A 13,811-nucleotide genomic window follows, 5' to 3' on the forward strand; every position below is an offset into this window, starting at 1 on the left:
CACTTAATTACGCTCCAAATCTATTATTCCAATTGATAAATTATCTGTTGAATGACTTAAAATAGCTTCTTCTATAATTCTCTTACACATATCTTTTAAATCTATTTTAAGAGTTAATAAATTAGAAAAAGTAATATGTTCTATAAAAGCATGAACTCCATCAGATGTGGCTACTATTTTTTTAATCTGATCAAGATTTTTGCTTAAGTCAAATACTTCTATTTTGGTCCTTTTATTAGGGCCTAAAGCAGACGTTAATGCTTGTCATTTAGGAAATAATTTAGCATCTTCAAAACGATAATTTTCTTCATTTATTAATCTATTTAGAACATTATGATCTACAGTTATTTGTTTTAAATCGTCATATTTATTTACTACATAAATTCTCGAATCGCCAATATTAAAAACATACATAATATTTTCTTTTTCATTTACTAGACATGCCGCCAAAGTGGTTCCCATATCAAGTTTAGCTTCGTCTTTATTAGCAATAATTTTCATTTCATTTTTAACTTTAGCAATTGTTTCTTTAAATCAATTTACAAAAGATTCGAGATTATGTACTAAAGGTAAAAATTTTTCAAATGAATCTCTAAAAACATTAATTGTAATAGTTGAAGCTAGTGAACCCCCGAAATGGCCGCCCATACCATCGCATAAAATAAGTAATGTAAAATCTTCTTTTTGAAAAATGTCAACTTTATCTTGATTTTCTAGCCTTTTTATGCCTATATCTGTTCTCTTTGCTATTTTCATTTAATTAATTTCTTTAAGAATAATGTTTTTAATTTCGTTTGCTGCTTCTTCAGGAATATCATTAACAATATGGTAGTCAAAGATATCTTTTTCTTTTAATTCTTCTTTGGCTTTTATTAAACGTAATTTGATCGCTTCGTCATCTTCTGTATTTCTATTAAGCATTCTTTTTTCTAATTCAGCAAAAGATGGAGGTAAAACAAAAAAAGTAATTATGTTGAATTTATTTCTTATGTTGGGAATACTTAAAATCTTTTTTGCCCCTTGAGTTTCTATTTCTAAGAAAGGAATATTTCCTTCTGCATGTATTTTTTCAATTTCTTTATATAGAGTTCCATAGTAATTGTCAAAATGAAAGTTATATTCCAAAAGCTCGTCATTTGCTATTTTGTTTTTAAAATCTTCTTTCGTAACAAAAAAATAATTAACTCCATTTATTTCTCCTTGACGTGGTGCTCTAGTAGTTACTGAAACTGAAAATGCTAATTTTAAATTGTCATAAGCAAATAAAAATTTTTCAATTGTTCCTTTACCAACTCCTGATGGACCTGTAAAAATTACAATGGGCTTTAATTTTCTATTTTCCATAATTCTCCTAATAAATTCCAAATTTGCTAAATATTTTTAATATTATAATATTAATATTAAAAGTTAACTACCAAAATTGGTTATTGATACTACTACGAATGATTAAATTAAACGTATATCTTAACAGTTTTATTATTGACAAAAAGCCCTATTTTATAGGCAAATTAGTCTATGATTAGTGATTTTACTTTTTTTTAATATAATTCATAATAATTTATTTTGATGTTTACATTTGTAAGAAAGGAGAGAGATGATAGTAGCAATAGTTTTTTTAGTAATTATTGCTTTTGTTATTATCGTTGTTTCACTATTAATGTCTCCTGATTCAAATGGCTTTTCGGGTGCATTAGTTGGCTCAAGCGATCTAGAATTATTTAAAAACTCAAAAGAAAGGGGGTATAAAAAAATTCTTAAATACACTATGTTAGTAGGGGGAATTGTCATTATCCTCTTAGCTATAATTCTAAGAATTTTAATTAAATAAAAATGGTTAAAGAATTAGAAATATACAAAATACTAATCAAATATGCACCAATTGATTATTTAACTCTTGCGAGGAAAGCAAACATTAAAAAACATCAAAATAGTGAATTAACCTCTATTTTGAAAAAATTAAAAAACAATAATAAAATTACTGAAAACAAAGATCATACATATTCTCCTGTAAGTTTAGTTGAATCCGTTGAAGGAAAAATAGAATATGCTAGTGAAGGCAAATTTGCTTTTGTAAATGTAGAAGAAAATTCAGAAAAAAACAAAAGCATTTTTATTCCAAAAAACGAATTTAATGGTGCATTTAATGGTGATATTGTTAAAGTAAATGTACTAAGATATTTAAATGGTGATTCAAAAGATTTTGGTAAAGTAACTGAAATTTTGGAATCTAAAATAAAAACAATTAGTGGAATAATTAAATTTAAAAATAATCGTTTCTTTTTTGAACCGATTAATAAAAATTTTAAAAATTTCTTCTTCACAATAATAGATAGTAGTATAGTCCTTGAAAATGAAATTGTTGTTTCGGCAGAAATTTTAAAAAAATCAAGAAATAATTTTTGTGAAATATCAATAATTAACAAAATAGGCGATTTAAATGATCCCATGGTTTTTGTTAACTCATATCTTGTTGACAATAACGTTTCTAGTAATTTTTCTAAAAAAGTTCTTGCAGAAGCTTTAAAACTTCCCAATGAAATAGATAAAAGCGGAATAATAAATAGACTAGATTTAAGAAATGAAACAATTGTTACTATTGACGGAAACGATACAAAAGATTTTGACGATGCAATTAGCGTAAAAATAAATTCAGACAATACTTATGAATTAGGTGTTCATATTGCTGATGTTTCCTATTATGTAAAAGAAAATTCAGAAATAGACAAAGAAGCTTTAAAAAGAGGAACATCAATTTATTTAGTAAATAAAGTTATTCCCATGCTACCAGAAAAACTTTCGAATGGAATATGTTCTTTAAATCCCAATGTTGATCGTTTTACTTTAAGCACAATAATTACAATAGACAAAAATGGTAATACCTTAAAATGTGAAATTAAACCTACTATAATTCGTTCTAAATATAGACTTACTTATGACAGAGTTAATCAATTTATTAATGAAAATAAATTATTTGATGACAATAAATTAAACGAAATGCTCGATAAAGCAGTCGAATTAGCAAAAATAATAAGAAAATATAAAAATGATCAAGGTTATATTGATTTTGAAATTAAAGAACCATATGTAAAGACTAATGATAAAGGTGAAGTTTTAGACATCATTGTTAAAGAAACTGGCTTTGCTGAAAATTTAATTGAAGATTTCATGATGAGAGCAAATGAAGAAGTTGCTTTATATCTTGCTAAACATAAATTCCCTGCAATGTATAGAATTCATGAAAAACCAAGTGAAGAAAAATTGATCATGTTTAAAGAAATTTTGAATGAACTTAACATTAATGTTGAAATAGACATGAATAATATTACACCCAAATCTTTTAGAGAAACTATTGAAAAAATCAAATTACAAAGAGATGATGAATACACTAAGATGCTTTTTCTTAGAACAATGTCAAAAGCAATTTATTCTTCTAATAACATAGGTCATTTTGGTTTAGCAAGCAATAATTATTGCCATTTTACGAGTCCAATTAGAAGATATCCAGATCTTATAATACATAGAATCATAAGAGATTTAGTATTAAATAAAGACAAAAGTAAAGTATCTTACTATAATCAAATTTTAGAAAATATTGCAAAACAAAATACTGAATCCGAAGCACTTGCTTTATTAAATGAAAGAAGTACAAATGATTTAAAATTTGCTGAATATTGAAAATCTAAAATAGGCGAAAAAGTTACAGGACAAGTATTGTCAATCATGCCTTTTGGTCTCTTTGTACAATTTGAAAATCATACTGAAGCAATGGTTCACAAAACTAATATGTGTGATAATGAATACGAAATTAATGATTTAAAAACTGAATTTAAAAGTCAAAATAGAGTTATTAAAATCGGTGATAATGTAGATGTAATTATTTCTGGTGCAGATGAAAAAACAGGTAAAGTTGATGCTATTTTATATGAATGCTTTATTTCTCAAAATTTCGATAAAAAAGGCCTAAATGACAAAAAATAACAATCCTAATATAGTTAAAAATTCTCTTGGTTATGACTCTAATTTATATATTTATCAAGACAAAACAATGTTCAACTATTCAGTAGATACGATTTTATTAGCTAATTTTGTTTTTATAAATCAAAAAATAAAAAATATTCTTGAAATTGGCACTAATAATGCTGCTTTATCTATCTTTTTAGCAGAAAGAGATGAAAAATTAAAAATTGACGCTCTAGAAATACAAGAAAAAGCCTTTAAAATTGCAAAAATGAATGTCGATTATAATGAGAAGAATTCTCAAATTTCGCTTATTAATGCAGATTTTAATGATTTTTGAAAAGAGAAGATTAAAACATCACAAATGAAATATGACTCTATTGTTTGCAACCCTCCTTTTTTCCCAATTAAAAATACTAAGCAAAGTAAAAAGCTTACAAAAGAAATGCTCATTGCTACTCATGAAGTTAAACTTACTTTAGAAAATATTATCGAAGGTTCAGCAAAAATAATCGAACAAAAGGGATATTTGACTATGGTTATTCCAGTAGAAAGATTGGTAGATTGTTTTTTCTTGTTAAGAAAATATAAATTTGAACCAAAAAGAGTTAAATTTATTATTCCTAGAATTTACGATAAACCTAAACTAGTTCTAGTAGAAGCTAGATATCAAGCTGGTTGAGGAGTACATTTTTTACCTAATATTTACTTGCATGATTCTGAAAATAAGCATATTCACATCTATAGAGAAGAGGTTAAAAAACTTTACAAACCAATTAGAAAGAAGGAAAAATAACAAAATGAAAACTAAACCAACATTTTTCATTACAACTCCTATTTATTATGCTTCTGGTAATTTACATATTGGCCATCTTTACTGCACTATTATGACTTGAATTATTAAAAATTACAAAAAAAGTCAGGGATATGATGTAAAGTTTTTAACCGGCAGTGATGAGCATGGACAAAAAATTGCCAACAAAGCAAAAATTAATAACTTAAACCCAAAAGAATTTGTTGATAAGTTAATTAACTCATACAAAGAAATGTGAAAAGATTGAAATATTGATTTTGATTATTTCAGTAGAACAACAAATCCTTTTCATGAAGAAACTATAAAAGATATTTTTTCATTTTTTCTAAATAAAAAACTTATTTATAAGGGCAAATATGAGGGTCTTTATTCAGTCGAAGATGAAGAATATTTAACTAAAAACCAAGCAATAGAAAAAAATAATGAATATTTTCATCCTTCTTCAGGACATAAATTAATCAAAATGAGTGAAGAAAGTTATTTTTTTTCTATTAGCAAAATGCAAAAATGATGAGAAGAATATATAAAAAATCATCCTTCTTTTTTACTCCCTAATAAAACAGTAAATGAACTAATTAACAACTTTGTTTCACATGGTTTAGAAGACTTATCAGTAACTAGAAACAATGTTCCATGAGCAATTCCTATAAGAGAAGATAACGAACATACAATTTATGTTTGACTAGATGCCTTATTTAATTACATAACAGCGCTTGGGTACAATATTAATGATGAAAATTCTTCAGATTATTTAAAATATTGAAAAAATGGCGATGAAATAGTACATGTTTTAGGTAAAGAAATAGCTAGATTTCATTTCATTTATTGACCGATTTTTATTCATTCTATTGGCATAAAACAACCAACACATATTATTAGTCATGGGTTATTAAGAGATAAAGATGGAAGAAAAATGTCTAAATCTCTCAATAATGTTATTGCTCCTGAAGAATTATTAAACAATTATCATGACGAAATGATCAAATATTATTTTGCAAGTCAAATCATTTTTGGAGAAGACGGTAATTTTAGTGAAGAGCATTTGAAAAATACTATTAATTCTGACTTAGTTAATAATTTTGGAAATTTAATTTCTAGAACTTTAAAAATGATAAATAATAATTTTTCAAATGGCTTATTTTATAAACAAGCAAGTGATCAAATTGATAAAAATATAGAAGAAGAAATATTAAATTTTGATAAAAAATATTCTTTATTAATGAATGAATTTAAAATTGACAAAGGCTTAAAAGAAGCTATAAATCTAAGTGATAAATTAAATAAATATATCGATTTGACACAGCCTTGAAAATTAACTAATAATTTAGAAAAATTAGAACAAATTTTAATTAGACTTTTAAATGGTATATACACAGTTTCATATGCATTACAAATTTGTTTGCCAAAAAAAATGCAAGAAGTTGCATCAGTTTTAAATATTGATAGTTTCGAGAAAAATCAACTTTCTAATCTTAATAAATTTGATGGCAAAAAAACTGCAGACAAATACTTATTATTTAACAGAATAAAATAGGAGAATGATGATTTTTATTATTTCTAAAGAATTAAAAATAAAAAAAGAAATGAAAGCTAATTTCTTAGAAAAAATTAATGCCTGAATAATTGCTACTAAAAAACAAGAACTTAATTTATCAATAGATGGAATGTGAAAAGATCAAAATCATTTTCTTATTATCGAAAGATGAAGTACCGAAGAAAGCTATGAAAAATATATTTCTTCAGAACTTCATAAAAATTTATGAAGAGAAATAAAACCTTCTCTCTTGTCTAACCCATATTTGAATAAATTTAAAACAATTTCTTGATAAAAAAACTAAAACTTATAGTTAGTTAGATATAAGTTTTAGTTTTTTTATTATTTACTTGGAGTATAAATTCATCCTGTTGCTTTAAGTAAATTATTTGCTTTATCTACATTAAATGCGCTAGAACCCAAAGCTTGTTTTACTCAACTTCCATATGAAGTGTTTCCAGGAATTAAAATATAAGTTGCTGCGAAATCTTCTTTTTCTCACTTGTTAGTAGATAAATTGTAATAGACTGATTTATTACTTAAATCTGTGTTTCCAAATAAAATGCCATAACCATTATCTTTGTTCGATAAAGCATCACGAACTTGTTGTGAAGTAATTCCGTTTTGTTTTGAAAAATTGTCATTGAAATCAGAAATATCATCACCTATTCTCATTACTACTTTAAATTGTGCTTGAACATTATTTATTGTTAGTTTATGAGTATTAATATAATGCATTCTTTCTTCTTTTGAAACTTTTACATTTCTATTAGTTTGATTATAAGGCATTTGATCAGTGGCTTTATCAGTCCCTTGCATTCATCAAATTCAATCAGGCATATATTTAGCTTCTAAACCTAATTTAGTTAAATTAGTTTTTGAAGCTTCTAATTCAGTTAATTGATTTCTATTTGAATTAAACATTACAACTCCACCCTTAGATCAAACATGTTTAATGAAATCTATTGCGCCTGGAATTTCTTTAGATATTGCTTGAGATACAAAATCATGTCATGTTTCTGAAGAAAACGTTTTATCATTAGCAACTAATCAATTTTGGTAACCAAAATTATTTAAAACTGTTTCATCTAAATCCATAAATACTACGGGAATAAATTGATTATTTGTAGGAGCTGTGACTGTTATAGTATCTCCAGTTGTTTTTACACTACTTAATGAAACATTAGGTTGTTTTATAATAGCATCAAATGCTTCTGTTGCTTGTTTATAAACTTGTCTACCCATAACTTGTTTTTCAGCTGAAACACTATTTCATGTATTTGAAGAAGCTAAAGCAGCAGTGTTTAATTTACTTTGAGTATCTTTCAATTGTTGAGTTAATTTAGCGATTTCTTCATCTTTTTTAATGTCATTATTAATGTTGCTACTTTCTTTGTTACATGAAATTGCAATCATTGGTAAAGAAATAGATGATAGACCACCTAATACAAACAATAATTTAGAATATTTATTCATTTGCTATCTCCTTTTATTCTTTTTCTTTATTTTACGCTTTTTATTTTGACTTTGCTATAGTATGAAAATGTTTATTTTTGCTATAAAAAATAAAAAAGAACCAATTTATTTTTTAGTTCTTTTCTTCGTTAATTTCGGTTTTTTCTTCCTCTTTTGCCTCTTTGATTTCTTTTTCAATTTGTTCATTATTATTTTCTTGTAAAAGTTCATCTAAAGTGTAATTAACATGGGATTCTAATTTTTCTTCTTTTGGAGGAAGTTTTAAATTTTTAGCTATATATTCTATTTCTTCTGCAACAATTGTTTCTTTTTCTAATAAAGCAGTTTTAATCAATTCTAATAATTGAACATTTTCCTTAATAACATTAACAGCATTATTTTCGGCTTCTAACATTATTTTTCTTACTTCTACATCTATTTCATGTCCTATTTGGTTAGAAAAACCAGCAGATTTTAAATAATCTCTACCAAGAAAAGGTGAACCTTCTTCTTTTTCATATTGAATAGGCCCCAATGATGACATTCCTCATTCTGTTACCATTTTTCTAGCAATTTTAGTTGCTTTAGAAATATCATCGCTTGCTCCTGTAGAAACATTTTCATCACCATAAATAATTCTCTCTGCTGCTCTTCCACCCATAAAGCTTGTGATCATAGCGATAAGTTCTGTTTTGGACATATTGTATTTTTCATCTTCAGGAGTCATCAGATTATAGCCTCCTGCTTGTCCACGAGGAATAATAGTTATTTTTTGAACTTTATTACCGCCAGGTACTTTAATACCAACAACTGCATGCCCTGCTTCATGATAAGCCACCATTGTCAATTCTTCTTTAGTAATGACTCTATTTTTCTTTGCTGGTCCAGACATAACTCTATCAATTGCTTCGTCAATATCACCTAATTCTATGACCTTTTTATTACTACGAACAGCTAATAATGAAGCTTCATTAATGACATTTTCTAATTGAGCTCCTGAAAAACCAGGAGTTCTTTTTGCAACTTTGGTTAAAGAAACACTAGGACTTATTCTTTTTCCTTTTGCATGAAGTTCTAAAATTTCTTCTCTTTCTTTTACATCTGGCAAACCAACAGTAATAGATCTATCAAAACGACCAGGACGAGTAAGTGCAGGATCAAGAACATCAGTTCTATTTGTCGCTGCAAAGAATAGAATTCCATTATTTTCTTTCATTCCATCCATTTCAACAAGTAATTGATTTAGGGTTTGTTCACGTTCGTCGTGTCCTCCACCTAATCCTGCTCCCCTAGTTCTCCCTATAGCATCCAATTCGTCAATAAAAATAATTGCTGGAGCATTTTTTCTAGCTTCTTCGACAACACTTCTAACTCTTTTTGCTCCTAAACCTACAAACATTTCAACAAAATTTGAAGCAGAAATAAAATAGAAAGGGACATTTGCTTCTCCAGCTGTTGCTTTGGCTAATAATGTTTTTCCAGTCCCTGGCGGGCCGCCTAATAAAACACCGTGAGGCATTCTTGCCCCTGCTTGTTGATATTTAGAAGGATCTTTAAGATAATCAACTATTTCAGAAATTTCTTCTATTGCTTCTTTATTACCTGCTATATCTTTAAAAGTTTTATCACTTTTGATCTTTTGGGCAGGATTCTTTTCTTCTCCAATAACTCCTCCCATCATATTCATGCTTTTTTTCATCATACTTCTATATAGAAAGTACATTAAAAGAACGAAAATCAATGTTGGTAATATCGAAAGTAATAGACTTTGTCAAACTGATGTTTCTTTAAATGGCAATTGAGAAATATCAATTTTTCCTGCGTTAGTAGCAATATTAAGTAATTCAATGTAATTTGTTGTTGCAGGAATATTTAATTGAGATGCTATAGATGCTTTTTGTCCTAATAAAGTTAAATTGCCAATTTCATTATTTGAAACTATTTGATTAGCAAATCAGTTGCCGACATTAGCTACTTTTTGTATTTCAACAGCTCCTGTATTATCATGAAAAACATATTTAATTGTTCCAATATATCAATCTACATAAACATCTTTGAAAAATACATCTTTATTGGTCAAAGCTTTGTAAAAATCTTGATCAAATTGTCATCTAGTAACAGTAGTTTGTTGAGAAAATCTGTTGACAATCAAATAAATAATTATTCCAATAATAATTATTAAAAGAATTAAAGTTCACATTAGTGAGCTTTTCTTTTTATTATTTTGCATCTGTCTCCTTCCTAATATCAAGTATTAATTATTATATAAGTAAAACAATATAACTTACATTATATTGCCTTTATTTTTTACTAAATATTGATGATCATTAAGTTTATATTTCGATGTTCTATTACTTGAAACAATAAAATCTATTATGCTATTAATCTTTCTGCTATTTAATTTCACCCCAGGAAATTTAGTATACAAAAACTTATATAAAATACCTATTTTATCAGTTAATTTAACAAAAATATCTTGCGAAAAATTATTTTTCTTCCAAATTTCTAATTCGTTTTCTACATTTTTTTCATTCTTTTTGTTATCTCTATTCATTTTTAAAAACTTTTTGAAAAGTTTTTCTTTTTCTTTTATATTTAAAACTAACAAATCGTTTCTAATAGCGTTTCTTGTATACGATTCTAAATAATTAGAATAATCCAAAGCAAATACAATATTTTTCCTTTTGCATTTTTTAATTATTTGGTCTTTATAATATTTATTAACGAAGGGTCTAAATATGTTCATATTGTTAATAAAATTTTTCTTTTTAATTCCATAAAAAAATAATTTTCTTTTTGTTTTTTCTTGCATTAAAGCAGTTTCTATAAAATCATCCTTATGATGAGCTGTTAGTATTTTTTTTGCATTAAATTTGTCATATTGTTCTTTAAAAAAGGCATATCTGTCATTTCTTGCTTGATTTTCAAAATTGTTTTTTTTATAGTTATTATCATTTTGAAAATCAATATTTTTAATTTTTAAAATTAAATTGTTTTTTAAACAAAAGTTTTTAACTAAAGTAATATCGTGATTTGAATTTTCTCTATAGTTATAATTAACTGAACAAACAATTAAATTAGCTCTTTTATTTCTTTTTAATGCTCAATTAAGCAAAAACATCGAATCTGGTCCACCGCTAACTGCTAATATTATTTTTTTTCTTTTTATTGACATTAAATTTTTCCATAACTACTTTAATATCATTATAAGCAAAGGATAATGAAGCTTCTGCACTAATTTCAATTACATTTTCTAAAATTTCTAATTCTCTTATTTCAAATTTTGACAGTACATACTCTTTTAAAGGTATAACAGGATCTTTACCTATTCCTATTCTTAATTTTTTAAATTCGTTGCTATTTAACTGCACTCTGACATTTTCTACGCCATTATGTCCTGCAGAAGAGCCTCCGATTTTAATTTGTGCTTGGCCAATTTCAAAATCTTTTTCATCATGAATTACTAAAATATCAGAAGGTTGAATCTTATAAAACCTACTAATTGCAGCAACAAATTGACCAGAATTATTCATGTAGGTATCAGGTTTCGCAATAATCAAATCATCAATAATTGCATATTTACCCTCGAATTTAGATTTATCAAACGAAATATTTAATTTTTTTAATATTCTATCAATTACTAAAAAACCAATATTATGCCTTGTTAGTTTATAACTTTCTCCTGGGTTTCCTAAACCTACTATTAATTTCATCACTTCTCCTTCTTTAAAATTTCTTGCATAGAAGTATAAATTACTTCATTATTTTTTCTATCTCTAATTTTAGAAGCATATAAACTAATATCACCTATCACATTAATTTCTTCTTTTGCTCTTGATATTGCTGTATAAATTAATTTATTTTTTAACATATGGCTAAAATCACTAAAAACTAAGAAATTTACACAATTTGTTTCGGATCCTTGAAATTTATGGACTGTTGTAGCATAAGCTAATTTCAAATTTTCCTTAATTATTTCCTTTGAGTAAACAATTTTTTTATATTCAAAATCTACTATAAGTAAATTGTCACTTATTTCTACTACTTTTCCTATTTCGCCATTAAAAACATCTAAATCATAATCATTTACTATTTGTATAACTCTATCTCCTAAATATAAAGGCTCAGAATTAGATAAAACATCGAAAGAAATAGCATTAGGAATGGATTCAATTCTATATTTTTGAATTTTTTTATTTATTTCATTAACTAATTCATTTGTTGGAGCTAAAAAAATAACGTTGTCTTCTCCATACTTATTAATGTTATTAGTTCATATTTTATACAAGTTATTGTAAAAATCATTTTTACTAAAATCATAAAAATTCACTCTTGATGAATTTGATATTTCAAAAATATTATTTTTTATTTTATAAAAATGATTTATTAAATCTAAATTATCAGTTCTATAGAATTCATCGAGTTCTGTGAAAGGTATTTTTTTTGATTCTATTAAATCTCCTAAAATATTACCTGCTCCAATGCATGGAATTTGATTATTATCACCTATTATTACTAATTTTTTAATCATAGGACACTTTTTTAATAAAAAATCAAAAATATCAATATTAACCATTGAAAATTCATCTATTATAAGTATTTTTAAATCATTATTAATTTCACCAATATTTTTAAATTTTTCTTCCTTAGGGATTTTTAAAAAACTATGAATAGTTCTAACATTATCTAATCCTTTTTGAATTAAATTAGCGGCTGCTCTTCCAGTAGGGGCCAAAATTTGAATTTCATTTTTTTTAATATTACTATTTAAAAAATTATTATAAATTTCTTTTACTACATAAGATTTACCTGTTCCTGGTGGGCCTGTAATAATAGAAACTGGATAATCTATAGCTTTAATAAATGCTTGCTGTTGTTTAGAACTTAATTCATAACTTGAATGATTATTCTCAATAAAAATATAACTCTGCATAATTTTGTATATATTTTTTAAAATATCTTGCTCTTTTTTTCTTATTGATTCAGTCGTGATTTTAAGACAATCTTCAGAAAAAATAAGTTTCTTTTTACTTAACAAATCAGCTATTTTATCTTCTAAATCTTTGTTTTCTATATGATAAAATTCATTGATAAAAGATGCAATTTTAAATAAATCATAAGGTATTAAAGTGCTATTATTTTTCTCACAAAAATAGCCAAAATAATATAAAATAAAAACTTCATTTTTTAATGAAAAATCATCTAAATAATTAATTTGATTTAACTTTAAAGAATCTTCTAACTTTAATAATTTCAAAGGAGAAATGGAAAATTTAAAATAAAAATTGTAAATACTTTCCTTCATAATGTCGTCAAAAAAAGAAGACATATCTGTTTCTTTTCTCAATTCATTAAATAAAAAGTAAAGATTATTATTTAGAAAATATTTCCCTACCGAATCTTCAAGAAATTGTTTTAAAGAATCAGCAATTTGTTTTCCTAAAATATCTATAAAATAGTTATTTTTAGTAAATGAAGACAATATTGTTTCTCAATTATTTGTGCCACAAAATTCTTCTATTTTTTTTGCTTTTGCCGGCCCAAAATTTTTAATATTAAAAATTAAAATTTTTTTTATTTCGTTCCTTGAATATTTTGGTTCACTTATCTCATATATTTCATAAGAATCATATTTTTTATTGTACTTATTTAAAAATAAAATATACTTCTTTCTTTTTAAAAGATTTGACGTTTTAGAAATAACTTTATAATTTTTTTTAGTTTTATCTTCTACAAATAAATAAAGAATAAATCCTTTTTTTTCGAAAAGAATTTTTATAATTTCGCCTTCTATTTTTAATTGATTCTCTTCATCCATAGTCTAATTATATAAGCAATTTTTTCACTAACAATTATTAAACAAATTGCACAATATTATCAACATACTAATGTTTATAAAAATTCTTATGTAAATAATATTGTTAATAAACACTTTTTAGCTTAAAAACAAAGTATAAAATTGTTGATAATATTGTGGATATTATTCTTTAAAAAATAAAATATTCCATTACACTTGAAGTTTATAAACTCATATATTAATATTAATTTACT

12 protein-coding genes are annotated in these 13,811 nt (G+C 25.3%); 5 read left to right on the plus strand and 7 right to left on the minus strand.

All coding sequences use genetic code 4. The features are described from left to right. Positions 1-3: 3 nt before the first annotated feature. A complete protein-coding gene (locus EXC33_RS02720; protein ID WP_046097029.1) occupies positions 4-756 on the minus strand; it encodes a PP2C family protein-serine/threonine phosphatase in 753 nt (250 codons plus the stop codon). Then, the gene (gmk, locus tag EXC33_RS02725) at positions 757-1,344 is read right to left on the minus strand and encodes a guanylate kinase (RefSeq protein ID WP_129727297.1); all 588 of its coding nucleotides are present in this window, start codon (positions 1,342-1,344) and stop codon (positions 757-759) included. Between the two features lie 250 nt (positions 1,345-1,594). On the opposite strand from gmk, the gene secG reads away from it, so the two are divergent. Genes secG through EXC33_RS02750 form a run of 5 tightly spaced genes read left to right on the plus strand, consistent with a single transcriptional unit; the run spans position 1,595 to position 6,600 of the window. After that, the gene (secG, locus tag EXC33_RS02730) at positions 1,595-1,828 is read left to right on the plus strand and encodes a preprotein translocase subunit SecG (protein WP_046097030.1); all 234 of its coding nucleotides are present in this window, start codon (positions 1,595-1,597) and stop codon (positions 1,826-1,828) included. A 2-nt stretch (positions 1,829-1,830) separates the two neighbouring features. Continuing rightward, a complete protein-coding gene (gene rnr, locus EXC33_RS02735; protein WP_046097031.1) occupies positions 1,831-3,978 on the plus strand; it encodes a ribonuclease R in 2,148 nt (715 codons plus the stop codon). Continuing rightward, entirely contained in the window at positions 3,965-4,753 is a 789-nt protein-coding gene (locus EXC33_RS02740) for a tRNA1(Val) (adenine(37)-N6)-methyltransferase (protein WP_046097032.1), read from the plus strand. The genes rnr and EXC33_RS02740 overlap by 14 nt, the downstream gene beginning before the upstream one ends. Positions 4,754-4,757: 4 nt before the next feature. Next, positions 4,758-6,305 carry a methionine--tRNA ligase gene (metG, locus tag EXC33_RS02745; RefSeq protein WP_046097033.1) on the plus strand — a complete coding sequence of 516 codons (1,548 nt, stop codon included), beginning with the start codon at positions 4,758-4,760 and terminating at the stop codon, positions 6,303-6,305. A gap of 4 nt (positions 6,306-6,309) precedes the next feature. After that, positions 6,310-6,600 carry a putative quinol monooxygenase gene (locus EXC33_RS02750; RefSeq protein ID WP_129727299.1) on the plus strand — a complete coding sequence of 97 codons (291 nt, stop codon included), beginning with the start codon at positions 6,310-6,312 and terminating at the stop codon, positions 6,598-6,600. Positions 6,601-6,647: 47 nt separating this feature from the next. On the opposite strand, the gene EXC33_RS02755 is transcribed toward EXC33_RS02750, so the two are convergent. The 5 genes from EXC33_RS02755 to EXC33_RS02775 form a co-directional block, all read right to left on the minus strand. After that, positions 6,648-7,781, minus strand: coding sequence for an HAD family acid phosphatase (locus EXC33_RS02755; protein WP_052717032.1), 1,134 nt, complete (start codon positions 7,779-7,781; stop codon positions 6,648-6,650). A 112-nt stretch (positions 7,782-7,893) separates the two neighbouring features. Continuing rightward, complete coding sequence (gene ftsH / locus EXC33_RS02760) at positions 7,894-9,990, minus strand: ATP-dependent zinc metalloprotease FtsH (RefSeq protein ID WP_046097035.1); 2,097 nt, start codon at positions 9,988-9,990, stop codon at positions 7,894-7,896. Positions 9,991-10,044: 54 nt separating this feature from the next. Next, positions 10,045-10,935 carry a tRNA lysidine(34) synthetase TilS gene (gene tilS, locus EXC33_RS02765; protein ID WP_046097036.1) on the minus strand — a complete coding sequence of 297 codons (891 nt, stop codon included), beginning with the start codon at positions 10,933-10,935 and terminating at the stop codon, positions 10,045-10,047. Then, complete coding sequence (gene pth, locus EXC33_RS02770; RefSeq protein WP_046097037.1) at positions 10,898-11,473, minus strand: aminoacyl-tRNA hydrolase; 576 nt, start codon at positions 11,471-11,473, stop codon at positions 10,898-10,900. The genes tilS and pth overlap by 38 nt, the downstream gene beginning before the upstream one ends. Beyond that, on the minus strand, positions 11,464-13,578 hold the full coding sequence (locus EXC33_RS02775; protein WP_052717033.1) for an ATP-dependent DNA helicase: 2,115 nt from the start codon (positions 13,576-13,578) through the stop codon (positions 11,464-11,466). Before EXC33_RS02775 ends, pth begins: the two co-directional genes overlap by 10 nt. Positions 13,579-13,811: the final 233 nt, after the last annotated feature.

The organism is Mycoplasmopsis meleagridis, from assembly GCF_900660695.1.
Taxonomy (GTDB): Bacteria; Bacillota_I; Bacilli_A; order Mycoplasmatales; family Metamycoplasmataceae; genus Mycoplasmopsis; species Mycoplasmopsis meleagridis.